The sequence below is a fragment of the Pseudomonas sp. LBUM1663 genome, from assembly GCF_059695905.1.
In genome coordinates this window covers 730,362-755,777 of the sequence record NZ_CP166792.1, presented here as the reverse complement: position 1 = coordinate 755,777, position 25,416 = coordinate 730,362, and the positions used below count along the sequence as shown (strand labels likewise).

Sequence of the window (25,416 nt, the reverse complement as noted above, 5' to 3'; positions counted from 1 at the left end):
AGCGAGGCTTGCCCGCGAAGGCCATTACACGGTTTCGAATCGTTTGTTGTCCTGTTGGTCAGCAATTTGCATTGCCTCTGCCAACCTCACCACAACATGGAGTTCGAATTCATGCACAAACGCCCGTTGAAGAAGCTGCTTTGCGCCGTTGCCGCGGCTATCGGTCTGAGCGCGAGCCTGACCGCCAGTGCCGCCGACCCGCTGAAAGTCGGCTTCGTCTATATCGGCCCGATCGGTGACCACGGCTGGACGTATCAGCATGAACAGGGACGCAAGGCGCTGGCCGAGAAGTTCGGCACTCAGATCACCACCAACTATGTGGAGAACGTCGCCGAAGGCGCCGATGCCGAACGGGTGATCCGCAACATGGCCAAGGACAACTACGACCTGATCTTCACCACGTCGTTCGGCTACATGAACCCGACCCTGAAAGTCGCCAAGCAGTTTCCCAAGGTGACCTTCGAACACGCCACCGGCTACAAGCAGGACAAGAACCTCGGCACCTACCTGGCGCGCACGTATGAAGGTCGCTACGTTGGCGGGTTCCTCGCGGCGAAGATGACCAAGACCAAGAAGATCGGTTACGTCGCGTCCTTCCCGATCCCGGAAGTGATCCGCGACATCAACGCCATTCAACTGGCCCTGAACAAGTACAACCCCGGCACCGAGATCAAAGTGGTGTGGGTCAACTCCTGGTTCGATCCGGGCAAGGAGGCCGACGCCGCCAACGCGCTGATCGACCAGGGCGTCGACGTGGTATTCCAGCACACCGACAGCCCGGCACCGATTCAGGCGGCCGAACGTCGCGGCGTGTATGCCGTGGGCTACGCTTCGGACATGGCGCACTTCGGGCCGAAAGCGGTGCTGACGTCTATCGTCAACGACTGGGGCCCGCATTACATTCAAGCGACCCAAAGCGTGCTCGACCACACCTGGAAATCGCAGGATTACTGGGGCGGGTTGAAGGAAGGCACGGTTGAGCTGCCGATCAGTGACCTGGTACCCGCTGCGGTGAAAACCGAGGCCGAGCAGATCATTGCGGACATCAAGAGCGGCGCCTTCCACCCGTTCACCGGGCCGATCAAGGATCAGGCCGGCACCGATAAAATCCCGGCGGGCGCGACGGCGAGCAATGCGGAACTGGCGTCGATGAACTACTACGTTGAAGGCATGAAGGCCGACATTCCCAAGTAATTCCCGAGCCAAACACAAATCCCTGTGGGAGCGGGCTTGCTCGCGAAGGCGGTGGGTCAGTCAACAGAGATGTTGAATGTGCTGGCCCCTTCGCGAGCAAGCTCGCTCCCACAATGGATTTTCAGCGTTCTTAAGGACTGCGCATGAACCAACTTCCGATCATCGACATCGCCCCGCTCTACAGCGCCGACCAAACCGCCTGGCAATCCGTCGCGACTCAAATCGACCGCGCCTGCCGCGAGTGGGGCTTTTTCTACATCAAGGGGCACCCGATCTCCGCGTCACGCATCCACGCGGTGCTCGACCATGCCCAACGCTTCTTCGCCTTGCCCACCGCCGAAAAGCTCAAGATCGACATCACCCAGACCCGCCACCATCGCGGCTACGGCGCGATCGCCACCGAGCAACTGGACCCGAGCAAACCCAGCGACCTGAAAGAAACCTTCGACATGGGCCTGCACCTGCCTGCCGATCACCCGCAAGTGCTGGCGGAGAAACCCCTGCGCGGCCCCAATCGTCATCCCTCGATGCCCGGTTGGGAAGCCTTGATGGAGCAACACTACGTCGACATGCAGGCACTCGCCCAAACGCTGCTGCGTGCCATGACCCTGGCGCTGAACATCGAGCGCGATTTCTTCGACACGCGCTTCAATGAGCCGGTCAGCGTGCTGCGGATGATCCATTATCCGCCGCGCCATACCGCCAGCTCCGAGGAGCAGCAAGGCGCGGGCGCACATACCGATTACGGCTGCATCACTTTGCTGTACCAGGACGCCGCCGGTGGCCTGCAAGTGCGCAACGTCAACGGCGAATGGATCGACGCGCCGCCGATCGAAGGCACGTTCGTGGTCAACCTCGGCGACATGATGGCGCGCTGGAGCAACGACCGTTACCTGTCGACGCCGCACCGGGTGATCAGCCCCCTGGGTGTCGATCGTTATTCGATGCCGTTCTTCGCCGAACCGCACCCCGATACGCCCATTGAATGCCTGCCCGGTTGCCAGGACGAAGGGCGCCCGGCGAAGTACCCGGCCACCACCTGCGCCGAATTCCTGCTCTCGCGCTTCGCCGAGACCTATGCCTATCGACGGGAGCAGGCCGCTGTGTGATGAACCGGCTGGTCAGGTTTTGCTAATTGTTTCTGCGGGCATCTGTAGAATGCTCGCCATCTGCACCTGATGAGAAAAGACTATGTACGACTGGCTGAACGCCCTGCCCAAGGCAGAACTGCACCTGCACCTTGAGGGTTCGCTGGAGCCTGAGTTGCTGTTCGCCCTGGCCGAACGCAACAAGATCGCCCTGCCGTGGAGCGATGTCGAAACCCTGCGCAAGGCGTATGCCTTCAACAACCTGCAAGAGTTTCTCGACCTGTATTACCAGGGCGCCGACGTGTTGCGCACCTCGCAGGATTTCTACGACCTGACCTGGGCCTACCTGTTGCGTTGCAAGGCGCAGAACGTGATCCACACCGAACCGTTTTTCGACCCGCAGACCCACACCGACCGTGGCGTTCCGTTCGAAGTGGTGCTCAACGGCATCGCGGCGGCGCTCAAGGATGGCGAGCAGCAACTGGGCATCACCAGCGGTTTGATCCTGAGCTTCCTGCGTCACCTGAGTGAAGACGAAGCGCAAAAAACCCTCGACCAGGCACTGCCGTTTCGCGAAGCGTTTGTGGCCGTGGGCCTGGACAGTTCGGAAATGGGTCACCCGCCGAGCAAGTTCCAGCGCGTGTTTGATCGCGCCCGTCACGAAGGCTTCCTGACCGTCGCCCACGCCGGTGAAGAAGGCCCGCCCGAGTACATCTGGGAAGCCATTGACCTGCTGAAAATCCAGCGTATCGACCATGGCGTGCGCGCCATCGAAGACGAGCGCTTGATGCAGCGGATCATCGACGAGCAGATCCCGCTGACCGTGTGCCCGCTGTCCAACACCAAGCTCCGGGTGTTCGACCACATGTCCCAGCACAACATTCTCGACATGCTTGAGCGTGGCGTGAAAGTGACCGTGAACTCGGATGACCCGGCGTACTTTGGCGGGTATGTGACCGAGAACTTCCATGCGCTGTACACCGACCTGGGCATGACCCAGGATCAGGCCAGGCGTTTGGCGCAAAACAGCCTGGATGCCAGATTGGTCAAACCATAATCACCGCATAACCCTTTGTGGCGAGGGGGTTTGCCCCCGTTCGGCTGCGCAGCAGTCGTAAAACCATGGTGCGCCGTGTCTCCGGTACACCGCGTTTGCTGGTTCTGGGGCCGCTTCGCAGCCCAACGGGGGCAAGCCCCCTCACCACAGGCTCACTCCCACAGCTTCTGTGTTCAGCCGGCTAGCGATTTAGTCAATCAAACGGCTCTAAAGCGCCATTTCCAGCTCGGTTTCCTTGGCGAACCGATGGATCTCCCGCTGCCCCGTGGCTGTGATCTGCAAGGCGCGCGAATCGTTGGGCAGGCTCAGCCAGCCGGACTGCATGAACAGCTGCAACAACGCAGCGCCCAACGAACCGCCCATGTGCGGGCGTCTTTCGCTCCAGTCGGGACACGCGCAGGCGACTTTGCTGTTGCGATGGGCCAGGGCCTGGATGTACACCCCGCGCGAGGCCAGTTGTGTGGACCCCTTGTGGGTGATCATGACGCGCTGTTCGAACTGCTCGATCCAGCCGGCATCCAGCAACCGCTGGTAAAGATCGGCGGCCAGGGTGCCTCCCAAATGGTCGTCGCACAGTCGGGCCCGCAACAACGACGAAGGCGCCGCCTGAGGTTTGGCGATGGGGCTGGTGCGTTTGAAAACGTCCGGGACGGGCTGCGGGGTGCTGGCCAGCGTCGCGCTGGCCAGTGCTTCGATTGCCGCACCCACTTCAGGCGCGGCCAGGCGGAAAAAGCGTTTGCGCCCACGGATTTCGACTTTCAACAGACCTCCGGCGGACAAACGCCCCAGGTGTGCACTGGCCGAAGACGGTGACAGGCCGGCCAAAAGCGCCAGCTCTTCGGTCTGCCGCGCCGAGCCATCCATCAAGGCCCACATCATTGCGCTGCGCTTGGGGTCAGCCAGCAATGTGGCGATCTGGCTGATGCAAGGTGCATGTTCCATGTATTCACTCCCTGTTGAATCGTTTCGTCTGCTGCTCAGAGACATCTTGACCAGTAATGTGTCGTCGGCCAAGACGCGGAAACCGCCATAAGCCGGGCAAAGCCCCTACTCACCCATGCCATTGCTTCGCAGGTGTGGCGAAGGTCGGATGATTGACCGTGAGGCCATCGCCATCGCGGATCGACGGTGCGTACATGAGGCGGGCGCTAGTATAAGCGGGTTAACCGCCGGTTCCTGCCCTTGGGAAAGCGTGGGTGGTGATAGTTCCTGACAGAAATTTCGCTATTTGCCTGCGACTAATGATCGATGCCCGATATCGTCGGAAATTGACTGCCTAAATGAGCGCATCGGCTGGCAAGCATTTCCCGCAAAAGGTTCACCGGCTTACTCAATTGTGCGCGATGGGCGCACAGCAAATTCAGCGGTGCGCGCTCACACAGCAGCTCCGGCATCAGCACTTTCAATCGGCCAGCGAGCACATCGGCAGCGACATCGAGCCAAGACTTGTAAGCAATACCGGCCCCCGCCACTGCCCACAGCCGCACGACATCGGCGTCGTCACTGAAGCGATCACCGCTGACGGTCAGCCCGACTTCGCGTTTGCCGTCGTGGAAACTCCAGTGGTCATGGACCCGGCTACCGAGCATGAACAACAAACAATTGTGCTGCGCCAGTTGTTCCAGATGCCGCGGCTCGCCGTGCCTGGCCAGATAACTCGGCGCGGCGCAGAGCACTCGGCGGTTCTGCGCCGCGATGGGCAGTGCCACCAGGCTTGAGTCTTCCGGCTCGCCGTAACGCAGGGCAATGTCCACCGGTTGGCGGAACAGGTCGGCGATGCGGTCGCCCAGCAACAGGCGCACGGTCAGTTTGGGATGCTCGCGCTGGAACTCGTCGAGCCATGGCAGCAACAGGTTGCGGCCAAAGTCCGACGGTGCCGACAACTGCAGAATCCCGCTGACCTGATCCTGACCGCTGGCCAGCAAGCGACGACCTTCATCGAGATTGCTCAGGGCGGCCCGAGCATATTCCAGAAAGCCCTCGCCTTCGGCGGTCAGACGCAAACTGCGGGTGGAGCGCGCCAGCAAACGCGCGCCGAGTTGCTGTTCGATGCGCTTCAATGCCGCACTGGCCACTGCCGCCGACATGTCCATCACCCGCGCCGCCGCCGACAGACTCCCCAGGTCCGCAGCCCGGACGAATAACTGCAAGTCATCGAAACGCAGCATTTTCAGCCTCGATTATCAAAAAAATATTGAAAGAGACTGCTCTTTTAGCGGGTTTTATCTTGCAGAGAAATAGCCAATCATCTGTCCCATCGAAATCAATCCGTTTGCGGAGCCGACCATGTCCCAGCCTTTCACCGCCATCGCCACCCTCATTGCCAAACCCGGCCAGCAAGACGCCCTCGAACAACACCTGCGTGCGCTGGTGGAACCGACCCGCGCCGAGGCCGGTTGCGGCCAATACGATTTGCATCAGGACCTGGCCAATCCACTGGCGTTCTACATGATTGAACACTGGAGCAGCGACGAAGCCCTGCAAGCCCATGACGCCAGCCCCCATGTCCAGAACTTCCGCGCCAAGGCCGGCGACTTTCTCGAGCACTTCGACCTCAAGCGCCTGCGCACCGTGGCTTGATCCCTTCATCTATTACTGTTCAGGAGCCCCACATGAAAGCCATCGCCTACTACACCTCGTTGCCGATCAGCGACGCCCATTCCCTGCAAGACATCGAACTGCCAGAACCGGTTGCCGGTCCGCGTGACCTGTTGGTGGAAGTCAAAGCCATCTCGGTGAACCCGGTCGACACCAAGGTCCGCCAGAACGTCCAGCCTGAAGATGGCGCGGCGAAAGTGCTGGGTTGGGACGTGGCCGGTGTGGTCAAGTCTGTCGGCAGTGAAGTCACGCTGTTCAAGGCGGGCGACAAGGTGTTTTACGCAGGCTCCATCGCCCGTGCGGGGGGCAATAGCGAATTGCACGTGGTGGACGAGCGCATCGTCGGCCATATGCCGAAAACCCTCGGTTTCGCCGAAGCCGCCGCGCTGCCGCTGACCGCCATCACCGCCTGGGAATTGCTCTTCGAACGCCTGCAAGTGCGCGAAGGTCAAACCGATGAAGGCCAGAGCCTGCTGATCGTCGGCGCGGCAGGCGGTGTGGGGTCGATCCTCACGCAACTGGCCAGCCAACTCACTGGGCTGAAGGTCATCGGCACCGCTTCCCGTGCGCAAACCCAGAGCTGGGTACGCGAACTGGGCGCCGATCTGGTGATCGATCACAGCCAGCCGTTGAGTGAAGAACTCAAGCGCGCAGGCGTAGACCATGTGACCCACGTCGCCAGCCTGACCCAGACCGATCAGCATCTGGATCAACTGGTCGAGGCATTGGCGCCACAAGGCAAACTGGCGCTGATCGATGATCCGAAAGCGCTGGACGTGACCAAACTCAAGCGCAAGAGCCTGTCACTGCACTGGGAGTTCATGTACACCCGCTCGTTGTTCGAAACGGCGGACATGATCGAGCAGCACAACTTGCTCAACCGCGTGGCCGGGCTGATCGACGCCGGGACGCTGAAAACCACGGTCGGCGAGCACTTCGGGACTATCAACGCTGCCAATCTGCGTCGCGCCCATGAGCTGCTGGAAAGCGGCAAGTCCAAGGGCAAGATTGTGCTCGAAGGGTTCTGAAACAGACTGATACAGGTGTTGCCCATTTGGGCGACACCGTCAGTCCGAGAGTTGACCCTTGTCACAATTGCGATCGTATTCAGGTCTACAATCGAAACCTCTGCGATGCAATCTTTTACATAAGGAGGTCAGCAATGAAGATCCTGATAAAAGAAGTGGCTAAATCCCAGTGGCAGGTCCGTCTGGACCAACACGCTGTAACGTTCCGCAGCGAAGCTGAAGCGCTTGCCTTCACCAAGACCCTTGAAGCGCGATTGCTCGCGCCCCATCAATTCCCTGACCGCCAGCAGCGCGCCGCTGGCTGAGTCCGTCCTCAGACCTGGGCTTGCGCCAATGCCCGGGCATTTTGCAAACGCCGGGTGAGCATCGCCGCGCTCACCACCAGAATCCCGCACAGGCTGATGACCATGGCCATCGGCACGGCGCTGCCATCGTGTAAAACACCGACCAACGCTGCCGCTCCGGCGGCGACGCTGAATTGCAGGCACCCGAGCATCGCCGACGCACTGCCGGCGCGGGCGCCCTGCCCGTTCATGGCGCAGGCCGAGGCGTTGGGGAGGATGCAACCGAGGCTGGCGATGCAGATAAACAGCGGAATCAGCAGCGGCCATAACTGTTCGGTGTGCAGCGCACTGACGGCGAGCAGCGTCAGGCCCGCCCCCAGGTAAATCCACACGGTACGCACCAGCAGAAATGCCGGGCCACGCTTGGCCAGCAGTCGCGCATTGACCTGCGCCACCAGAATGAAACCCGCCGCGTTGGTCCCGAAGAGCCAGCCGAAATGCTCAGCCGGGACCCCGTAGAGTTTGATGAAGACGAACGGCGAACCGGCGATGTAGGCAAACATACCGGCAATGGCGATACCGCCCGTCAACGCATGACCGAGGTAGACCGGATCCGACAACAGCCGACCGTACTGACGTAACGCCCCCGACAACGGTTGACGCGGTACGTGGGCCGGCAGGCTTTCCGGCAAACCGATCGCTACGGCCAACCCTGCCAGCGCACTGAAACCGGTCAGCACCAGGAAGATCGACTGCCAGCCCGTGGTGTTGACCAGCAGTCCGCCCAGCATGGGCGCGAGAATCGGTGCCAGGCCCATCACCAGCATCAGCTGCGAAAAGACTTTCGCGGAACCCACCGCATCGCACTTGTCACTGACCACCGCACGGGCGATCACCATTCCGGCGCAACCACCGAGGGCCTGAATGAATCGCGCACCGATCAACCATTCCAGGTTCGGCGCAAACGCGCAGGCCAAGGAGGCGGCGGTGAACAATCCAACCCCCGTCAACAAGGGAATCCGTCGCCCGAAGCGATCCGCCACTGGTCCGTAGGCCAGTTGACCAAGGGACAGGCCAAGGAAGTACGCGGCCAACGTCAGCTGGACATGTTTCTCATCGGTGCCGAACGCGAGTGCCATCGCCGGGAACGCCGGCAGATAGAAATCGATCGCCAGCGGGCCGAAAGCGCTCAGGGCGCCAAGAATCAAAATGGTACGGAAGTTCATCAGGCATCCAGTTGGGCATGGGTCGGCAGCCCGACAGTCTAGCCGCGCATGGGCGCCTTGAACATTCCGATAGCTCGCTAACTATTAAACCCCCCGAAAAAATGCAAAACCTGTGGGAGCGAGCTTGCTCGCGATAGCGGTGTGTCATTCACCATTGATATCGACTGACACTCCGTCATCGCGAGCAAGCTCGCTCCCACAGGGATTTGTGGTGTGCTTTAGACGACTTTCGCTTCGTAGCCTTCTTCAGTGATCGCGGCAATCACTTGATCGGTCGTAAGCGCGCTTTCAACGCCGACTTCCTTTGCCGCCAGGTCGACCCGCACGCTGGCCGCAGGATCCTTGGCTAACAGCGCCTGGGTAATGGCTTTGACGCAGTGACCGCAGGACATGCCTGGAACGTTGAACACTTGCATGGTGTGGCTCCTTTTATGAGGTTGCGAGCAGTCTCGAGCTTGCCACCATGGCAAGGTCAAGTTCTGCCGAAATCTGCCGGGCTGGCAATCGGCGTCGCGCTCGGCCAAGCTGCGTGCATCAATGACTCGACTTCAGGAGATTCAGCCATGCGCTGGTCAGCTCTCAGCCTGTTTGGCTTCCTCAGCCTATTTGCCGCGACACCTTCGGTTCAAGCCGCCGGGGAGGACTATGGCGTACTGATCATTTCCCGCGAGCGCCTCGAAGTCGCGACCTCCTGCGAGATCGGCGTCTACATCCAGGACCAACTGTCGGCGCGGCTGTTCCAGGAACAAAGCACCTCGTTCAACCTGCCACCGGGCAATGTGTCCCTGCGACTCAAACTGTTGCCGGGCCAGGCACCGGGTTGCAACCCGGGCATGCTCGCACCGGGCTCGCAGAACATCACGCTCAAGGCCGGGGACGTGTTGAAGTTCCGGATTGCGATGACGCAGGAAGGGATGTACCTCAAGCCCACCGCCCTCGGATACTGAAACAATTCCCTGTGGGAGCGAGACCTTGTGGTGAGGGGATTTATCCCCGTTCGACTGCGAAGCAGTCGTAAACCAGTGCACTCGGTGTAACTGATACGCCGAGGTTGCAGGTATTGGGGCGGCTTCGCCACCCAACGGGGATAAATCCCCTCGCCACAAGGCTCGTTCCCACAAGGGGTCTACGGCGATTTGAAGACTGGCGCTTGACCTTGCCAGCATGGCAAGGTTGATCCTGTAGGCATCTTCTACAGGGAGCGCGACCGATGTCCGAATCCACTACGTTCGATCTGCCGATTGCCGGCATGACCTGCGCCAGTTGCGCGGGGCGTGTCGAGCGTGCCTTGAGCAAAGTCATCGGCGCTTCTGCCGTCAGCGTCAACCTCGCCACCGAGCAGGCGCGGGTCCAGGCGCCCAGCGATAGCCTGCCGGCCTTGATGGCCGCGGTGCAGCAGGCCGGTTACAGCGTGCCGCAACAAAGCCTGGAATTGAGCATCGACGGCATGACCTGCGCCTCCTGCGTCGGCCGCGTCGAACGGGCGCTGGCCAAAGTGCCCGGGGTGAAAAGCGTCAGCGTCAACCTGGCGAACGAACGGGCTCACCTGGAACTGCTCGGACACATCGATTCGCAAGCCTTGATCGCTGCGGTCACCAAGGCCGGTTATAGCGCCAGCGTCTGGGAAGTCGAACACCCGCAAACCGATCAGCAACAACAGCGCCTGCACCGTGAGCGCTGGGCGTTGATCATGGCAATCGCCCTCGCCTTGCCGCTGGTGTTGCCAATGCTCCTGCAACCGTTTGGCGTGCACTGGATGCTCCCGACCTGGGCGCAATTCGCGCTGGCCACGCCAGTGCAGTTCATTTTCGGTGCACGTTTTTACGTGGCCGCCTGGAAAGCCGTGCGCGCCGGTGCCGGCAACATGGATTTGCTGGTCGCCCTAGGCACCAGCGCGGGTTATGGCTTGAGTCTTTACGAATGGGCCACCACGGCCGGGCGCATGCCGCATTTGTATTTCGAAGCCTCGGCGGTGGTGATTGCCTTGGTGTTGTTGGGCAAATACCTCGAAAGCCGCGCCAAGCGCCAGACCGCCAGCGCCATCCGCGCCCTTGAAGCCTTGCGCCCGGAACGCGCCATTCAGGTGATCGACGGCCGCGAGCAGGACGTCGCCATCAGCGCCTTGCGCCTCAATGACCTGGTCATGGTCAAACCCGGCGAACGCTTCCCGGTGGACGGTGAAGTGGTCGAAGGCCAGAGCCACGCCGACGAAGCGCTGATCAGCGGCGAAAGCCTGCCGGTGCCCAAGCAACCCGGTGACAAGGTCACTGGCGGCGCCATCAATGGCGAAGGCCGGTTGCTGGTTCGCACTCAAGCGCTGGGGGCAGAAACCGTGCTGGCGCGGATCATTCGCCTGGTCGAAGACGCTCAGGCCGCCAAAGCGCCGATTCAGAAGCTGGTGGATAAAGTCAGTCAGGTGTTTGTGCCGACCGTGCTGCTGATTGCATTGGCAACCTTGATCGGCTGGTGGTTGTACGGCGCGCCGATCGAAACCGCGTTGATCAACGCCGTCGCCGTGTTGGTGATCGCTTGCCCTTGCGCACTCGGGCTGGCCACGCCGACCGCGATCATGGCCGGTACCGGCGTCGCAGCCCGCTACGGGATTCTGATCAAGGACGCCGAAGCCCTCGAGCGTGCTCATGAAGTCAGCGCCGTGGTGTTCGACAAGACCGGCACGCTGACCTCAGGTGCGCCGCGCATCGCTCATCTGAGTGCCATCAACGGTGACGAAGCCGCCCTGCTGCAAATGGCCGGCGCCCTGCAACGCGGCAGTGAGCACCCGCTGGCCAAGGCGGTTCTGGACGCCTGCGCCGAACGCGGTTTGACCGTGGCCGACGTCAGCGACAGCCAGTCGCTGACCGGTCGCGGCATCGCCGGCACGCTCGACAGCCGCCGTTTGGCCCTGGGCAATCGCAGGCTGCTTGAAGAAAGCGGTTTGGACGCCGGGCCATTGGCCGACTCCGCAACCGCGTGGGAAACCGAAGGCCGCACCCTCTCTTGGTTGATCGAACAAAGCCCCGAGCTAAGGGTACTGGGCCTGTTCGCGTTCGGTGACACGCTCAAACCCGGCGCGCTGCACGCGGTGCAACAGCTCAGCGCACGCCACATCAGCAGCCACTTGCTGACCGGCGACAACCGCGGCAGCGCCAAAGTGGTTGCCGAAGCGCTGGGCATTACGGATGTGCACGCCGAAGTCTTGCCGGCAGACAAAGCCGCCACCGTCGCCGAACTGAAAAAAACCGGCGTGGTGGCGATGGTCGGCGACGGCATCAACGACGCCCCGGCCCTGGCGGCCGCCGACATCGGCATCGCCATGGGCGGTGGCACCGACGTGGCCATGCACGCGGCCGGCATTACCCTGATGCGCGGCGATCCACGGCTGGTGCCCGCCGCGCTGGAAATCAGCCGCAAAACCTACGCAAAGATCCGGCAAAACCTATTCTGGGCGTTCGTCTATAACCTGATCGGCATTCCACTGGCAGCGTTCGGCTTCCTCAACCCGGTGCTGGCCGGCGCGGCGATGGCGCTGTCCAGCGTCAGCGTGGTGAGCAATGCGTTACTGTTGAAAACCTGGAAACCCAAGGATCTGGAGGACAATCGATGAACATCGGCCAAGCAGCCCGGCACAGCGGCCTGAGCGCGAAGATGATTCGTTATTACGAGTCCATCGGCTTGCTCAAGGCTGCCCATCGAACCGACAGTGGCTACCGCGTTTATGGCGACGATGACCTGCACACGCTGGCGTTCATCAAACGCTCCCGGGACCTGGGGTTTTCACTGGAAGAAGTGGGAAAGCTGCTGACCCTCTGGCAGGACCGCCAGCGGGCCAGCGCCGACGTGAAGGCCCTGGCCCGCCAGCACATCGACGAGCTGAACCAGAAGATCCGCGAGCTGGGTCAATTGCGCGACACTTTGCAGGACCTGGTCGAACACTGCCAGGGCGACCATCGCCCCGACTGCCCGATCCTCAAGAACCTGGAGTCGGGCTGCTGCGCGCCACCCGTTCGCCCCTGATCGCGAGCACCTTCACCACCAGCAACGTGGTCAGGGGAATGCCGTGGAACAGTAGCACCACGGCCCCCGGCGTCCACCACGAATAGAACGGCGCGGCGATCAACATGCCGATGCCGAACCCGGTCATCTGCAGCAGTGTCAGCAAGCTGAAGATCGGCAGGCGCAGGCTGTCCGGTTCACGTTGCAGTCGCGACATCAGGCCGACCTCGGAGAAGCCGTCGCCCAGTCCGGCCGGTAACGAGAACCACAGCAAACCGTATAGGGTCTGCTGCTGGAACATCAGGATGAAGCCGCAGGACATCAGCAATACCCCGAAGAAAAATCGCCGCTCCAGGTGTGCATTGTCCGACCCTTTCAGGCGACTGGCGATTCGCGCGCCGATCAGCTTTCCGCACGCCCAGACGGCCAGCATCAGGCCCAGCGTGGTGCTGGCCGATTCGGGCGTCAGTAGCCGGGAAATGATCGGAAAGCCGACGTTGTGTGCAGCGCTGCCCAAGGTGTCGGCCATGGTGACGGCGAGCATCGCGGCCACCACGGGTGTACTGCGCAGGCCTTGGCGCAAGGCGTGCCATTCACCACGAGGCGCGATTGGCTCGGTACCGGACGCCGGTCTCGAAAACCGCAACGGCAGGATGAACAAAGCGGCCAGCAGATAAGTGACCACGTTCAATGCAAACACCGTTTCAAAGCCGAAGGCCGCCACCAACAGTCCTGCCACCAGGCTCCCGCCGACCATGGCCGCCGACGACGCCGAGGTGATCCAGGCGTTGGTCTTGAGCAAGTGCTCGCCTTCGATCAAGTGCGGCAACTGGCTGTTGAGGCCGATGGCGAACATAGAGTTGCCAAACCCCAGGCCGAACGCGATCAACGGTAGAAGCAGCGCTTGCTGGGCGACCGGCAGCACCAGCAACAGGCCCAACAGCCCTGCGCGCAGCAAATCAAAGGCAATCAGTGGAATGCGCCCGGCCCAGCGACGATAGAACGAAGTGCCGATCAGGCTGGCGAAAACCCCTCCGCCCACGCGGCTGGCGAGGAAAATGCCGACGCTCATGGCGCTGTTGCTGAGCAAGTAGACGTAAGTGGCCAGGGCGACCATGTTGAGAAAAGCGCCGAAGTCCGAGACCAGGCGGGCCGCGATGATCAATTGGGCGTTGCGGGTGGAGGTGATCACATTCAGTCCTTGAGTGTGGGGAGCATGGTCGTTGTGGATTGTCTGGTCTGACGCCTTCGCGGGCGATGCAGGCGATGCGGTTCCAAAAAAGGCTTCTACAAAAAACCCGGCCGAAGCCGGGTTTTTCGTCAACCGATCACTGCATCCACGGCGGAGGCGGTTCTTCGGTTTTGCCCGGTGGCGCGTCATCTGCCGCGCGCACCGCCTGTTTACGCTCTTCATCCAGGCGTGCCGCCTCGATTTCGCGTATGACACCGCCGACGTCGGCCAATTCTTCCGGCTCGTCGAACTCGCCCGTCAACACACTGGCAGGGTGCAAGGTGCCGGCTTCGTACAGCGCCCACATTTCCTTGGCGTATTTGGTCTTTTTCAACTCTGGCGCAAACCGGCCGAAGTAAGACGCCATGTTGCCCACGTCCCGCTCCAGCATGCTGAACGCGTGGTTGTTGCCCGCCGCGTCTACCGCTTGCGGCAAGTCGATGATCACCGGGCCCGTCGGGGTCAACAGCACATTGAACTCCGACAGGTCACCGTGCACCAGACCGGTACACAGCATCAGCACGATCTGCGAAATCAGGAACGCGTGATATTCGCGCGCCTGGTCCGGCTCCAGCACCACGTCGTTCAGACGCGGCGCGGCATCGCCGTACTCGTCGGCCACCAGTTCCATCAGCAGCACGCCTTCAAGGAAGTCGTAAGGCTTAGGCACCCGGACACCCGCACCGGCCAGACGGAACAAAGCCGCCACTTCGGCGTTCTGCCAGGCGTCTTCGGTTTCTTTCTTGCCGAATTTCGAGCCTTTGGCCATCGCTCGAGCCTGGCGGCTGTTGCGCACCTTGCGACCTTCCTGATATTCGGCCGCCTGACGGAAACTGCGTTTATTCGCCTCCTTGTAGACCTTCGCGCAACGTAGCTCGTTACCGCAGCGCACCACATAAACAGCTGCTTCTTTACCACTCATGAGTGGGCGCAGCACCTCGTCGACCAGACCGTCCTCGATCAGGGGTTCAATGCGTTTTGGAGTCTTCATCAGCTTTTATTGTGGGTCCTTTATTACCAAACACGCGAAAGTCATTCGTTATACGGCAATCCACTCGTTCGGGGGAGGGGTTGCCGACCTATGAACATCGTGATGCACACAATGTGCCGGATAAATCGGCCCCCCTTTCGGTCGTCATCGGCCGCCCGAGATCATAGCTGAGCCAGCGCCACTTTGTGGCTAAGGGGTGTGAAGGCATTTGCGACAGAAGCTGACACCTGAATTCACACCCTTCGTAGGATATTTCTCACCCAGCCTCAATTTCCCCTTAATTCAGCCGAAGTCCTCAGTGACAGAGTGATTTGTCCGACAATCGTTCCGACAACAAAAACGATCGCGCGCTCAGGGATCCGGGTTGATCAAATACGTTTACGGCTGCCAATGTTCCGCGAGTCATCTGCACTGCGTGGGCCTACAAGAAAAATCTGGAGCGCGGATGAACATCAAACAGAAGTTGACCTGGGCGTTTGCAATCATCGCCTGCCTGCCCGTGGTGCTGGTCGCCACCCTCGTGGTGCTGAACTTGCGCAGTGACGCCAAGGAGAATTTCGTCGACGGCAGTGGTCGTGAAATTCGTCAGGTCAGCAACGCCATGCAATTGTTTTTCGACGGCATCAGCCAGAACGTCGACTACCTGGCCAGACAACCGCTGATCAAGAACTCCGACGACAGCCTCAAGACCTACATGAGCGCCAACGCCGAGAGCATTCCCCAGGGCGAGATGGACAAAAAGGTCTTCAGCCTCCTGCAGGACCTGGGTAACAGCCATCCGTCCTATGCCTATGCCATCCTTGGCACCGCGGCCGGCGGTTACGTGTCCTGGCCGGACGATGCCAAGCTGAACAATTACGACCCGCGCCAGCGCCCCTGGTACAAAGCGGCCCAGGCCAAGCCGGGCAAGCCATTCCGCACCGAGGCCTACTACTGGGCTCAGGACGATGCGACCTACGTCAGCACGGTGCGCACCATCGACAACAAATTGGGCACCAACGGCGGCGTGGTCAGTATCGACGTGACGCTCAAGCAGCTCACCGAAATCGTCAAACAGATCAAGCTGGGTGAAACCGGCTATCTGATGTTGCTGGAGAACACCGGCACCGTGCTGGTCGATCCGAAGCAACCGGAACACAACTTCAAGGCCTTGAGCAGCCTCGGCGAGGGTTACGCACAACTGGGCAAGGCCGGCAAAGGCCTGGTGGAAGTCGAGTTGAACGGCGAACGCTACATGGCCAACGTCTGGCCGTCGGAGCAACTGGGCTGGACCTTTATCGGCCTGATCAAGCAAAACGATGTGATGAGCTCCGCGACTCAACTGACTTGGCTGATCGCAATCATCGCCGCCGTTCTGGCGGTGGTCTTCGCCGTCCTCGGCGCCAGTTTCGCCAGTGTCATCGTGCGGCCGATCCGCAGCGTGGCCAGCGGCCTTGAAGGCATCGCCCAAGGTGAAGGCGACCTGACCAAGAACCTGGAAATCCGTGGCAGCGACGAAACCGCGCAACTGGCCAACTGGTTCAACCAGTTCCTGACGGCGATTCGCAACCTGATCCAAAGCATCGGCGGCGCTGCGACCAAGATCCTCGCCACCTCCAAGAGCTCGACCCAGGTCTCCAGCGACATGGCTGAAGCCGCCGGGCGCCAGCGTGAGGCGGTGGACATGGTGTCCACGGCGTTCCACGAAATGGTCGCCACCGCCAACGAAGTCGCGCGCTCGTGCAGCCAGGCGGCGGAATCCGCCGACAGTGGCCAGCGTCAGGCGCGCCAAGGTCAGCAACAGATTGATGCGGCCGTGACCAGCGTTGATCGCTTGAGCCAGGAAATCGAACAGTCGGCGCAGTCGATGCAACAGCTTGAACGCGACAGCAACGACATCCAGTCGATCCTCGGGACCATTCGCTCGATTGCCGAACAGACCAACCTGCTGGCACTGAACGCCGCCATTGAAGCGGCCAGGGCCGGTGAGCAAGGTCGTGGGTTTGCGGTGGTGGCGGATGAAGTCCGGGCACTGGCCAAACGCACGGCGGATTCCACGGCGGAAATCGATGGCTTGCTGGGCAACCTGGCCAAACGCACCAGCCAAGTGACTCAACAGATGCATGCAAGCCTGGAAGTGTCGCAACAATCGGTGACCCGCATCGGTGAAGCGCGCAGCAGTTTCGGGCTGATTCGTGAGTCGGTGGATGTGATTCGCGACATGAACACGCAAATCGCCACGGCGGCGGAAGAACAGCATCACGTGGCCGAGGACATCAACCGGCACATCAGCCAGATCCATGGCGATGCGCAACTGGTGGCGGAACTGGCGAACTCGGCGCGGCTGGATTCGCAGAGCCTGGCCGGGTTGTCGAATGAGCTGGATGGACTGGTTCGCCGCTTCAGGACCTGAGGTCGCTGATCTAACGGGTCGAAAACCGATACCTGTGGCGAGGGAGCTTGCTCCCGCTCGGCCGCGAAGCGGTCGCAAACCGGTAAACACGGAATACCTGATGCCGCGTGTTTACTGAATTGGGACCGCTTCGCGCTCCAGCGGGAGCAAGCTCCCTCGCCACAATTACTGTTTGAACAATTCACCGGGCGTGAAGCCGAACAGGCTTTTGAACGCCGCAATAAACGCCGACGTCGAGTCATACCCACAAGAAAGCGCGGCATTGGTCACGCTGTCACCCTCCTCCAGCAAACTCAGCGACGACAGCAACCGCATCCGCTGTCGCCACCCGCGAAAACTCAACCCGGTCTCGCGCTGAAACAAGCGCATCAGCGTCTTTTCCGAGGTGCCCAGGCGCTGCGCCCATTCCTGCAGCGTTACGGCGTGCTCCGGGCTTTCGATCAGCTCATTGCACAACCCGAGCAGCCGCTCATGCCGCGGCAACGGCAGGGAAAATCCCACCTCCGGCAGACTCGCCAACTGATCCAGCAGCACATTCACCAACCGCGCTTCCTGGCTGTCGCCCTGCGGGTACTCCACCGGCAGCAAGCAAAAACTCTTGATCAGCTCCCGGGCCAGCGGCGTGACTTCCAGCACCCGACAACGCCCGTCGGCCCATTCACAGTCCTCGCGGCGCACGTAAAGACTGCGCATTTCGGCGCGCATCGAAGTTACCACCTGGTGTTCGAGATCCGCCGGAATCCAGATCCCCCACTGCGGCGGCGCAAAGAAACTGCCCTCCGCCGTGTGCACGCCGAGAACACCGCTGATGGCGTAGGAAAACTGCACCCAATCGTGGCGATGAGGGGGCGTCCACGACCCGGCATTCAGACTTTCCGCCCGTGCGAACAGCGGACGCGGCAACGCCTTCAGCGTCGGGATAGCCCGTTCGAGGGAAATTTGTCCGTTAGTCGGCATTGATTGGCCTTATGTCGCAAGACGGCAGATAGGGCCGACGTTAGGCTAAGTCATCAATTCTTACAAATGTAATCGGTGGCTGTTATGCATGCCTTCAAACACCTCAAACGCGTGGTCACCGACTGGTTCTTGTGCGGCATGCTGATTGCCACGCTGCTGGCGTATTTTTTCCCGGTCTTCGGCGCCACAGGCGGCGGGATGCACGCCGAGTATGTAATCAACATCGGCGTGTTCCTGGTGTTTTTCCTGCACGGGGTCAACTTGTCCAGCGAGCAGATCAGCCATGGCCTGAAGAACTGGAAGCTGCACGTGATGGTTCAGGGTTTCACCTTCGCGGTGTTCCCACTGATCTGGTGGCTGAGTGACAAGCTGTTGGGTTCGCACGTTCCGTCGCTGCTGATGCTCGGCTTCTTCTACCTGTGCGCCTTGCCGTCGACCATTTCGTCTTCCGTGGCCCTGACCGGCAGCGCAGGCGGCAACGTGCCGGCGGCGATTCTCAACGCAAGCCTGTCCAGCGTGCTGGGGATTTTCCTGACGCCGTTGCTGGTGAGTCTGGTAGTCGGAAGCGGTGCCGGCGGCATCGATCTGGGCTCAACCCTGCTCGACCTTTGCGCCATGCTGCTGTTGCCGCTGGTGCTCGGCCAACTGTTGAGGCCGTTGTTCGGCAAATTCTTTGCCCGCCACAAGCGCTACACCAACATCGTCGACAAGCTGGTGATTCTGTTGCTGGTGTACTCGGCGTTCTGCAACTCGATGGTCTCGGGGATGTGGCAACAACAGGGTAACGGCGTAATTCTCAGCGCGCTGATCGGCAGTGCGATCCTGCTGGCGGTCATCCTGTGGATGACCACCCGCACCGCCCGCGCCTTGAAGTTCGGCCCGGCCGATGAGATCGCGGCGGTGTTCTGCGCCAGCAAAAAATCCCTGGCGGCCGGCGCGCCGATGGCCGCGTTGATCTTCGGCGCCAACCCGGGCCTGGGCTTGATTCTGCTGCCGATCATGATTTATCACCCGTTGCAGCTGATCGTCTGCTCGGTCATGGCCGAGAGCTACGCCAACCGCCACCGCGAACGCATCGCGCAGCAGAACGCCGAACTGATCAGCGCTCGATAATCGCCGTCACGCCCTGCCCACCGGCGGCGCAGATCGAGATCAAGCCTCGGCCCTTGCCCGCCGCGTCGAGCAACTTCGCCAGATTGGCGATGATGCGCCCGCCGGTCGCGGCAAATGGATGCCCGGCCGCCAGTGAACTGCCTTTGACGTTGAGGCGGCTGCGGTCGATGGTGCCCAGTGGCGCATCGAGACCGAGGCGGGTTTTGCAATACTCCGGGTCTTCCCAGGCCTTCAATGTGCAGAGCACCTGCGCGGCAAAGGCTTCGTGGATTTCGTAGTAGTCGAAGTCCTGCAAGGTCAGGCCATTACGCGCCAGCAAACGGGGCACCGCGTACACCGGCGCCATCAGCAGCCCTTCGGCGCCGTTGACGAAATCCACTGCAGCGGCCTCGCCGTCACGCCAATACGCGAGGATCGGTAAACCACGTTCCTTCGCCCATTCCTCGCTGCCCAGCAGCACCAGCGACGCGCCATCGGTGAGCGGCGTGGAGTTGCCCGCCGTCATCGTACCCTTGGCGCTTTTCTCGAAGGCCGGTTTCAGCGAGGCGAGTTTTTCCAGGGTCAGGTCCGGACGCAGGTTGTTGTCGCGGGTCAGGCCGAGGAACGGCGTCATCAAATCGTTGTGCCAGCCTTCGGTGTACGAGGCCGCGAGTTTTTGATGACTCTCCAGCGCAAGTTGATCCTGTTCTTCGCGGGGGATGTTCCAGGTCTGGGCCATCAATTCGCAGTGCTGGCCCATGGACAAACCGGTGCGCGGTTCGCCGTTGCGCGGGAACTCCGGGATCAAGTCCCGGGGACGCAGCTGCAGAAAGGATTTCAGTTTGTCGCCGGTGGTCTTGGCGCGATTGGCTTGCAGCAGCACCCTGCGCAAACCTTCACTGACGCTGATTGGCGCATCCGAGGTGGTATCGACGCCACCGGCAATGCCGCAATCGATCTGTCCCAAGGCAATCTTGTTCGCGACCAGCAACGCCGCTTCAAGCCCCGTACCGCACGCCTGCTGGATGTCATAGGCCGGCGTATAAGGGGACAAACGTGAACCGAGCACACACTCGCGCGTCAGGTTCATGTCTCGGGACAGCTTGAGGACCGCCCCCGCGACCACTTCGCCGATCCGCAGGCCATGCAGGTTGTAGCGTTCGATCAGGCCTTCGAGCGCTGCGGTGAGCATCGCCTGGTTACTGGCGGTGGCGTAAGGCCCGTTGGAGCGAGCGAAGGGGATACGGTTACCGCCAATAATCGCGACGCGGCGCAGCTGGGTCATGAAAAGCTCCTTGAAAATACTCAAATATGAACACAGAACCCTGTGGGAGCGAGCTTGCTCCCACAGTGATCTCATTGCCCACAAATCCGGTGTTCCAACTAATCTGCTGAGTTCAAGCGTAGGCCTTATCTCGTGGATCGAACGACTGATTGCCATTCGTGGTCCACACTTTGAACCCCAGCTGCCGGAGTGCGTTCCATGTCTGACCGTTATATCGACTTCGCCAATTCCTCCATCGGCCATCGTCTGGTCGGTGCCATGGGGCTGCCGTCTCCGGTACGCCTGGAACGTTGGCAAGCAGGCCGGCTGCGGCCTGTCGAGGGGTCGCTGTTGATTGGCGGCGGCCCGCTGGCGGAGAAAGTCAGTGCCTTCGCCAACCGCCTGACCGACGCGATCTACAGCTACGGCGCCGAACCTTCCCTGGCCACCGCGTGGATTCCCGGCCACGGCCCCAAGCTCAAAGCCGTGGTGTTCGACGCCAGTGACCTGGTGCAGACCGATCAGCTCAAACAGCTGCGCGAGTTCTTCCAGCCGCTGATAAAAAACCTCGATCACAGCGCACACCTGGTGATTCTGGGGCGTGCGCCAGAGACGTTGACCGACCCGTTCGCCGCCAGCGCACAGCGTGCGGTGGAAGGTTTCAGTCGCTCGCTGGCCAAGGAATTGCGCAGCGGCGGCACCTTGCAGCTGATCTATGTCGGTGACGGCGCCGAGGATCAACTCGAAGGGCCGCTACGGTTTTTCCTCTCGCCCAAAAGTGCGTTTGTGTCGGGCCAGGTGGTCCGCTTGAAGGCTTGCGATACGCAGGTGTCGGACTGGACTCGGCCACTGGCCGGGCGTAAAGCGCTGGTCACGGGTGCCGCGCGCGGCATTGGCGCCTCCATCGCCGAAACCCTGGCCCGTGACGGCGCCGAGGTCATTTTGCTCGACGTGCCACCGGCCAAAACCGATCTCGACGCACTCGCCGCACGCCTGGGCGGGCGCAGCATCACCCTGGACATTTGCGCCGAAGACGCCGCCGCGCAGTTGATCGAACTGCTGCCCGACGGCGTCGACATCGTGGTCCACAACGCCGGTATCACCCGCGACAAAACCCTGGCCAACATGACCCCGGAGTTCTGGGACGCGGTGCTCGCGGTCAACCTCAACGCGCCGCAAGTGCTGACCAAGGCCCTGCTCGACAGCGGCGCCTTGCATGACAACGGGCGAGTGATTCTGTTGGCGTCCATCAGCGGCATTGCCGGCAATCGCGGGCAGACCAACTACGCGGCGAGCAAGGCCGGGCTGATCGGGCTGGCCCAGGCCTGGGCGCCGCTGCTCGATCAACACGGCATCAGCATCAACGCGATAGCACCGGGGTTCATCGAAACCCAGATGACCGCGCACCTGCCGTTCGGCATCCGTGAGGCCGGGCGACGCATGAGTTCATTGGGCCAGGGCGGCCTGCCACAAGACGTTGCCGAAGCAGTCGCGTGGCTCGCTCAACCGGGGACTGGCGCGTTCACCGGGCAAGCGTTGCGAGTCTGCGGCCAAAGCGTCCTGGGGGCATGAAAATGATCACCGACTGGCACACCCTCAACCGCGAGCCGAGCCTGACGGGGCTGTACGTAAAGGCGGCAACGCGGCGCAAAATCACCGGCACCACGTTGCCCGATACCGGGTTGCGCTGCTGGGTCGAAGTCGATCCGAAACGCCTGGCGGCGTATCGCAAGGTCTGTGGTTTTGCCGATAACGGGTTGCTGCCACCGACCTATCCACACATCCTGGCGTTCGCGTTACAGATGCAATTGCTCACGGCCAAGGACTTTCCGTTCCCGCTGCTGGGGCTGATTCATCTGAGCAATCGCATCCGCGTCTTGCGCCCCATGGGCGGGGTGAACCGCGTGCGGGTCAGCGTGCAGGTGCAGAATCTGCAACCCCATGCCAAGGGTGCGACGTTCGATTTGGTGACGTCGCTCGACGATCAGTTGGGGCCCCTGTGGGAGGCTGAAAGCCAGATGCTGTGCCGCGGGGTCAAGCTGGAAGGGGAACCAGTCGAGGAAGTCCTGGCATCGACAACGGCGCTGACCGAAGTGGCTCGCTGGGAAGCGCCGACAGACATTGGCCGGCAGTACGCGAAAGTGTCAGGCGACTACAACCCGATTCACCTGAGTGCGGCGAGCGCCAAGCTCTTTGGGTTTCCCACGGCCATCGCTCATGGACTGTGGAACAAGGCCCGGACATTGGCGGCGTTGAGTGAGCACCTGCCCACGGCGAATGTCGAGATCGCGGTGCAGTTCAGGAAACCGGTGCGGTTGCCCAGCGAGGTGATATTGCTGGCCAGTGCGGCAGGGTCCAGTGGGGACTTTCAGTTAATGGGCGCGGGGGATCTGGAGCATATGGTGGGGCATTGGCGGCCGATTGCCTGATTGCTCATTGGTGTCTGTCAGATCGCTATCGCGAGCAAGCTCGCTCCCACATTGATCTTTGTCGTCCACAAATGTTGTGAACACTGAAGATCTACTGTGGGAGCGAGCTTGCTCGCGATGGCGGTGGCTCAGGCACCACCGAAGAGGATCAGAACGCGTACCGCACCTTCGCCGTAAACGTATCCGCATTGAAATCGCTGCCGGTCACGTAGTTGTACGAACCACCCACACTCCAGGCGCCAACGCGATAGTTGGCACCGAGACTCACTTCATAGCTGTCACGCACCGGGGTCGTGCCGCGCGTGGTGAACGAATCGCCCCCCAGCACGAACGCCGAGGTGGTGGCGGTCTTGTCGCCGATGAAGTCGTGCCAGGCCATAACCTGGGCTTCAGGTTCGAGACTGCCGGCGCCGACGTCGAAGGCAGCGGCCAGCCGCGCACCAACCCCCATCTCGCCGACTTCATAACGCTGACTGCCAACATTCAACGACGCCGAGCTGCCCTTCTCGTGATAAGCATCCAGGCCTACGTTGGCGTAGCGCGCGCCAATCTGCGGCTCCAGCAGAAGGCTGTGATTGAGGCGAAAGCCATAACCGGCTAACGCACTCACGCCAAAGATGTCGCTGTCGTAATCGCCCTTGGCGCGGGTACCGGCGATGTAGCGCTTGGACTCGTTGTCGTTCCAGCCGTACATCAGCGATGAGTCCACGAACCAGTTGTCGTGAGTCCAGTTGCCGTACAGCGTCAGCGCATGGCCGGTCACGTCGGTTTTGCTGCCGGCGTCGGATTTCACATCGGTCGAGAGGTAGCTGTACGCCAGGCCGACGGCGGTGTCGGCGTTCAACTGGCCATCAGCACCCACGGCGATACCCTGGCTGTCGGCGTCGTAGCCATCGACTCCACGGCGGGTGTTCTGGTCGGCATTGCTCGTCAGCGCTTGCAGCCACACGCCTTTTTCAGTGGATGAATTCAGTGCGCGCGCGCGGCTGGAACGATCGTTGATCACGCTCGACACCAGCGTCTGGCTGTTGGTGGCGGCGTGCAGAACACCACGGCTCACGTCGGGGCTGAGTTTTTCGGCAAGCGTTGCCAGCTCGGCATCGGTGCCGGCGTTGGCGAAGGCCTGGAAGACCGGGTCTTGTTCGTCGAGCCTGGCCATCAAGGAATTGGAAAGGCGTCTCACCGCAACTGCGGCGTTAGGTGTACCGCCAGCATCAAGTGTGTTTTGCGCAACCACGTCATCCGCCTTGGTGCTGACCAACGCTTTCACATCATTGCCTTCGACGCCATAACTCTTCACGTCGAGCAATGCGGATGAAGACACCACTGCCAGGTTTTCACCCCCGACCAGTGTGCCCGAGCGGATCAACGTGTAGCGATTGCCGCCGGCAGCGGTCCGGAAATCACTGGAGCGTGCCTGCAATTGCAGGTGTCCGCCGGGGCTGATATCGGTGGTGCCGGTGACGGTCAGAATCGGTCGATTGATGTCGGTATCGTTGCCCACGGACATTGCAAGAATCGAATCGTCCTCTTCCATGTCGAAGTCGCCGATGATCATCGTGTGAGGCTGCACCAGCGTCAGCTGGCCTTCTTGAATCGTTACGTAGCCAGCCTTGATGGTTGAGCCGTCAAAACTTGATTCACCGTTGACCAATACGCCGGACAGGCCGAGTAAATCGCCTTTGACGTCGCCACCGGTCCAGTAAAGATAGCTCTGGCCATCGTCGACCTGAATGGCGGCCCTGCCCCCTTCCAGACGGCCGTAATGATAAATGCTCAGCGGGCCCATGCCGACAGGTTGATGGCTGACATGAATGCCGATGCCTTCGCCCGAGATCGTGCCTGAGTTAACAATGCTGCTGCTTTTTACACCGACAGGCGAGCTGAACATCGCATTTTTGAGGGTGAGCGCTTCGGCATTCGTACCCGTAGCCCTGATGATCCGGCTGTTATAGACCGACAACGCTTGCGTGGTGTTTTCCAGATAAATGCCGTGGGCATCTGTACCGCTGACCGTGATTGTGCCGTTGTTGATTACCCCGTTGCCAAACCGCGAGTCTATGAGCGAGACGCCGGTAGCGTTGTTGCCGGTGATGGCAATTACGCCAGTGTTAAGGAAATTACCGCCAAGCTGGACACCCTGGTCGGCAATACCAATCGACTCGCCGCTATCGGCCAGACCATTGATCGTGATCGTTCCCTCATTGAACAGGTTGTTGTTGATTTTTGCCCACGTCACCCCACCCGAATTCAAGCCGATACCGACACCGTGGGTGGCGCCATCGATGGTGATCGACGCTTTGTTGGTGACATCGTAATTGGCCATCGGCCTGGTGAACTGCGCCGCGCTGGTCAGCGCCGACGGCGAGGTTTGCACCACGTTCGCGCTGCCGATGAGGCTTACGAAATCATAATATTGGTTGTTGCTGATCAGCGGGCCGTTGCCCAGATCGTAGGTGAACGTAACCGCATGAACGCCAGGGGCGTGAACAGTGGAAATACAAACAGACAGCGCCAGCAAAGAGCGGCGCAGTGGCGAGGTGTTCAATCGAGAATCCCTTCCGAAACGTAAATGTTCCAGCAGGGTTCACA

22 protein-coding genes and 1 pseudogene are annotated in these 25,416 nt (G+C 61.0%); 14 read left to right on the top strand and 9 right to left on the bottom strand.

Going from position 1 to position 25,416, the window contains the following annotated elements; translation table 11 throughout:
• The first annotated feature begins 111 nt into the window (after positions 1-111).
• The 3 genes from ACA075_RS03295 to ACA075_RS03285 all read left to right on the top strand — a co-directional run bounded on the left by ACA075_RS03295 (position 112) and on the right by ACA075_RS03285 (position 3,339).
• The gene (locus ACA075_RS03295) at positions 112-1,194 is read left to right on the top strand and encodes a BMP family ABC transporter substrate-binding protein (protein ID WP_497297270.1); all 1,083 of its coding nucleotides are present in this window, start codon (positions 112-114) and stop codon (positions 1,192-1,194) included.
• A 143-nt stretch (positions 1,195-1,337) separates the two neighbouring features.
• Positions 1,338-2,303, top strand: a complete 966-nt coding sequence (locus ACA075_RS03290) for an isopenicillin N synthase family dioxygenase (RefSeq protein ID WP_497297269.1) — start codon at positions 1,338-1,340, stop codon at positions 2,301-2,303.
• 82 nt (positions 2,304-2,385) lie between these two features.
• Positions 2,386-3,339, top strand: coding sequence for an adenosine deaminase (locus ACA075_RS03285; RefSeq protein WP_497297268.1), 954 nt, complete (start codon positions 2,386-2,388; stop codon positions 3,337-3,339).
• A gap of 207 nt (positions 3,340-3,546) precedes the next feature.
• Here ACA075_RS03285 and ACA075_RS03280 read toward each other — a convergent pair whose 3' ends face one another.
• On the bottom strand, positions 3,547-4,281 hold the full coding sequence (locus ACA075_RS03280) for an ArsR/SmtB family transcription factor (protein ID WP_497297267.1): 735 nt from the start codon (positions 4,279-4,281) through the stop codon (positions 3,547-3,549).
• Positions 4,282-4,577: 296 nt separating this feature from the next.
• Positions 4,578-5,507 (bottom strand): transcription regulator VimR, encoded by a 930-nt coding sequence (gene vimR / locus ACA075_RS03275; RefSeq protein WP_461979140.1) that lies wholly within the window; start codon positions 5,505-5,507, stop codon positions 4,578-4,580.
• A gap of 118 nt (positions 5,508-5,625) precedes the next feature.
• Between vimR and ACA075_RS03270 the strand changes: the two genes are divergently transcribed.
• The 3 genes from ACA075_RS03270 (at position 5,626) to ACA075_RS03260 (ending at position 7,270) form a co-directional block, all read left to right on the top strand.
• Positions 5,626-5,919: a putative quinol monooxygenase gene (locus tag ACA075_RS03270; protein WP_497297266.1), complete on the top strand. Its 294-nt coding sequence runs from the start codon at positions 5,626-5,628 to the stop codon at positions 5,917-5,919.
• A 32-nt stretch (positions 5,920-5,951) separates the two neighbouring features.
• Positions 5,952-6,965 carry a zinc-binding alcohol dehydrogenase family protein gene (locus ACA075_RS03265; protein WP_497297265.1) on the top strand — a complete coding sequence of 338 codons (1,014 nt, stop codon included), beginning with the start codon at positions 5,952-5,954 and terminating at the stop codon, positions 6,963-6,965.
• Between the two features lie 134 nt (positions 6,966-7,099).
• On the top strand, positions 7,100-7,270 hold the full coding sequence (locus tag ACA075_RS03260; RefSeq protein WP_165557415.1) for a hypothetical protein: 171 nt from the start codon (positions 7,100-7,102) through the stop codon (positions 7,268-7,270).
• An 8-nt stretch (positions 7,271-7,278) separates the two neighbouring features.
• Here ACA075_RS03260 and ACA075_RS03255 read toward each other — a convergent pair whose 3' ends face one another.
• Together ACA075_RS03255 and ACA075_RS03250 are read right to left on the bottom strand one after the other, a co-directional pair.
• Positions 7,279-8,475, bottom strand: a complete 1,197-nt coding sequence (locus tag ACA075_RS03255) for a multidrug effflux MFS transporter (protein WP_219093820.1) — start codon at positions 8,473-8,475, stop codon at positions 7,279-7,281.
• Positions 8,476-8,693: 218 nt separating this feature from the next.
• Positions 8,694-8,891, bottom strand: coding sequence for a heavy-metal-associated domain-containing protein (locus ACA075_RS03250; protein WP_497297264.1), 198 nt, complete (start codon positions 8,889-8,891; stop codon positions 8,694-8,696).
• A 147-nt stretch (positions 8,892-9,038) separates the two neighbouring features.
• Between ACA075_RS03250 and ACA075_RS03245 the strand changes: the two genes are divergently transcribed.
• The 3 genes from ACA075_RS03245 (at position 9,039) to cueR (ending at position 12,489) form a co-directional block, all read left to right on the top strand.
• Complete coding sequence (locus tag ACA075_RS03245; RefSeq protein WP_497297263.1) at positions 9,039-9,422, top strand: hypothetical protein; 384 nt, start codon at positions 9,039-9,041, stop codon at positions 9,420-9,422.
• A 263-nt stretch (positions 9,423-9,685) separates the two neighbouring features.
• On the top strand, positions 9,686-12,079 hold the full coding sequence (locus ACA075_RS03240) for a heavy metal translocating P-type ATPase (protein ID WP_497297262.1): 2,394 nt from the start codon (positions 9,686-9,688) through the stop codon (positions 12,077-12,079).
• A complete protein-coding gene (cueR, locus tag ACA075_RS03235; RefSeq protein WP_219093816.1) occupies positions 12,076-12,489 on the top strand; it encodes a Cu(I)-responsive transcriptional regulator in 414 nt (137 codons plus the stop codon). Before ACA075_RS03240 ends, cueR begins: the two co-directional genes overlap by 4 nt.
• Here the strand turns inward: cueR and ACA075_RS03230 are convergent.
• Together ACA075_RS03230 and ACA075_RS03225 are read right to left on the bottom strand one after the other, a co-directional pair.
• Positions 12,443-13,657 carry an MFS transporter gene (locus tag ACA075_RS03230; RefSeq protein WP_497299196.1) on the bottom strand — a complete coding sequence of 405 codons (1,215 nt, stop codon included), beginning with the start codon at positions 13,655-13,657 and terminating at the stop codon, positions 12,443-12,445. The two genes, cueR and ACA075_RS03230, sit on opposite strands and share 47 nt — an antisense overlap.
• Before the next feature lie 139 nt (positions 13,658-13,796).
• Positions 13,797-14,690: a PA4780 family RIO1-like protein kinase gene (locus ACA075_RS03225; RefSeq protein ID WP_010463815.1), complete on the bottom strand. Its 894-nt coding sequence runs from the start codon at positions 14,688-14,690 to the stop codon at positions 13,797-13,799.
• A 445-nt stretch (positions 14,691-15,135) separates the two neighbouring features.
• On the opposite strand from ACA075_RS03225, the pseudogene ACA075_RS03220 reads away from it, so the two are divergent.
• Positions 15,136-16,224: pseudogene (locus ACA075_RS03220) on the top strand (HAMP domain-containing protein); the annotation flags it as partial.
• A gap of 90 nt (positions 16,225-16,314) precedes the next feature.
• Entirely contained in the window at positions 16,315-17,082 is a 768-nt protein-coding gene (locus ACA075_RS03215) for a methyl-accepting chemotaxis protein (protein ID WP_374039700.1), read from the top strand.
• A 165-nt stretch (positions 17,083-17,247) separates the two neighbouring features.
• Here the strand turns inward: ACA075_RS03215 and ACA075_RS03210 are convergent, their stop codons facing one another.
• Positions 17,248-18,039 carry an AraC family transcriptional regulator gene (locus tag ACA075_RS03210; RefSeq protein ID WP_497297260.1) on the bottom strand — a complete coding sequence of 264 codons (792 nt, stop codon included), beginning with the start codon at positions 18,037-18,039 and terminating at the stop codon, positions 17,248-17,250.
• Positions 18,040-18,123: 84 nt separating this feature from the next.
• Here ACA075_RS03210 and ACA075_RS03205 point away from each other — a divergent pair, with 84 nt between their 5' ends.
• Complete coding sequence (locus tag ACA075_RS03205) at positions 18,124-19,152, top strand: bile acid:sodium symporter family protein (RefSeq protein ID WP_497297259.1); 1,029 nt, start codon at positions 18,124-18,126, stop codon at positions 19,150-19,152.
• Here the strand turns inward: ACA075_RS03205 and ACA075_RS03200 are convergent.
• Entirely contained in the window at positions 19,139-20,416 is a 1,278-nt protein-coding gene (locus ACA075_RS03200) for an acetyl-CoA C-acetyltransferase (RefSeq protein ID WP_497297258.1), read from the bottom strand. The two genes, ACA075_RS03205 and ACA075_RS03200, sit on opposite strands and share 14 nt — an antisense overlap.
• A gap of 198 nt (positions 20,417-20,614) precedes the next feature.
• Here ACA075_RS03200 and ACA075_RS03195 point away from each other — a divergent pair, with 198 nt between their 5' ends.
• Together ACA075_RS03195 and ACA075_RS03190 are read left to right on the top strand one after the other, a co-directional pair.
• The gene (locus tag ACA075_RS03195; protein ID WP_497297257.1) at positions 20,615-21,967 is read left to right on the top strand and encodes a 3-oxoacyl-ACP reductase; all 1,353 of its coding nucleotides are present in this window, start codon (positions 20,615-20,617) and stop codon (positions 21,965-21,967) included.
• A gap of 2 nt (positions 21,968-21,969) precedes the next feature.
• On the top strand, positions 21,970-22,824 hold the full coding sequence (locus tag ACA075_RS03190) for a MaoC family dehydratase (RefSeq protein WP_497299195.1): 855 nt from the start codon (positions 21,970-21,972) through the stop codon (positions 22,822-22,824).
• Between the two features lie 148 nt (positions 22,825-22,972).
• Here the strand turns inward: ACA075_RS03190 and ACA075_RS03185 are convergent, their stop codons facing one another.
• Positions 22,973-25,372 carry an autotransporter family protein gene (locus ACA075_RS03185; RefSeq protein WP_497297256.1) on the bottom strand — a complete coding sequence of 800 codons (2,400 nt, stop codon included), beginning with the start codon at positions 25,370-25,372 and terminating at the stop codon, positions 22,973-22,975.
• Between the last annotated feature and the right edge of the window lie 44 nt (positions 25,373-25,416).

What these genes read in the sequence shown, in the direction of transcription:
- ACA075_RS03210 (WP_497297260.1), bottom strand. Translation starts at nt 18,039, where the DNA reads ATGCCGACTAACGGACAAATTTCCCTCGAACGGGCTATCCCGACGCTG.
- ACA075_RS03255 (WP_219093820.1), bottom strand. Translation starts at nt 8,475, where the DNA reads ATGAACTTCCGTACCATTTTGATTCTTGGCGCCCTGAGCGCTTTCGGC.
- ACA075_RS03280 (WP_497297267.1), bottom strand. Translation starts at nt 4,281, where the DNA reads ATGGAACATGCACCTTGCATCAGCCAGATCGCCACATTGCTGGCTGAC.
- cueR (WP_219093816.1), top strand. Translation starts at nt 12,076, where the DNA reads ATGAACATCGGCCAAGCAGCCCGGCACAGCGGCCTGAGCGCGAAGATG.
- ACA075_RS03270 (WP_497297266.1), top strand. Translation starts at nt 5,626, where the DNA reads ATGTCCCAGCCTTTCACCGCCATCGCCACCCTCATTGCCAAACCCGGC.
- ACA075_RS03225 (WP_010463815.1), bottom strand. Translation starts at nt 14,690, where the DNA reads ATGAAGACTCCAAAACGCATTGAACCCCTGATCGAGGACGGTCTGGTC.
- ACA075_RS03195 (WP_497297257.1), top strand. Translation starts at nt 20,615, where the DNA reads ATGTCTGACCGTTATATCGACTTCGCCAATTCCTCCATCGGCCATCGT.
- ACA075_RS03285 (WP_497297268.1), top strand. Translation starts at nt 2,386, where the DNA reads ATGTACGACTGGCTGAACGCCCTGCCCAAGGCAGAACTGCACCTGCAC.
- ACA075_RS03295 (WP_497297270.1), top strand. Translation starts at nt 112, where the DNA reads ATGCACAAACGCCCGTTGAAGAAGCTGCTTTGCGCCGTTGCCGCGGCT.
- vimR (WP_461979140.1), bottom strand. Translation starts at nt 5,507, where the DNA reads ATGCTGCGTTTCGATGACTTGCAGTTATTCGTCCGGGCTGCGGACCTG.
- ACA075_RS03260 (WP_165557415.1), top strand. Translation starts at nt 7,100, where the DNA reads ATGAAGATCCTGATAAAAGAAGTGGCTAAATCCCAGTGGCAGGTCCGT.
- ACA075_RS03215 (WP_374039700.1), top strand. Translation starts at nt 16,315, where the DNA reads ATGGCTGAAGCCGCCGGGCGCCAGCGTGAGGCGGTGGACATGGTGTCC.
- ACA075_RS03265 (WP_497297265.1), top strand. Translation starts at nt 5,952, where the DNA reads ATGAAAGCCATCGCCTACTACACCTCGTTGCCGATCAGCGACGCCCAT.
- ACA075_RS03245 (WP_497297263.1), top strand. Translation starts at nt 9,039, where the DNA reads ATGCGCTGGTCAGCTCTCAGCCTGTTTGGCTTCCTCAGCCTATTTGCC.
- ACA075_RS03200 (WP_497297258.1), bottom strand. Translation starts at nt 20,416, where the DNA reads ATGACCCAGCTGCGCCGCGTCGCGATTATTGGCGGTAACCGTATCCCC.
- ACA075_RS03190 (WP_497299195.1), top strand. Translation starts at nt 21,970, where the DNA reads ATGATCACCGACTGGCACACCCTCAACCGCGAGCCGAGCCTGACGGGG.
- ACA075_RS03290 (WP_497297269.1), top strand. Translation starts at nt 1,338, where the DNA reads ATGAACCAACTTCCGATCATCGACATCGCCCCGCTCTACAGCGCCGAC.
- ACA075_RS03205 (WP_497297259.1), top strand. Translation starts at nt 18,124, where the DNA reads ATGCATGCCTTCAAACACCTCAAACGCGTGGTCACCGACTGGTTCTTG.
- ACA075_RS03250 (WP_497297264.1), bottom strand. Translation starts at nt 8,891, where the DNA reads ATGCAAGTGTTCAACGTTCCAGGCATGTCCTGCGGTCACTGCGTCAAA.
- ACA075_RS03240 (WP_497297262.1), top strand. Translation starts at nt 9,686, where the DNA reads ATGTCCGAATCCACTACGTTCGATCTGCCGATTGCCGGCATGACCTGC.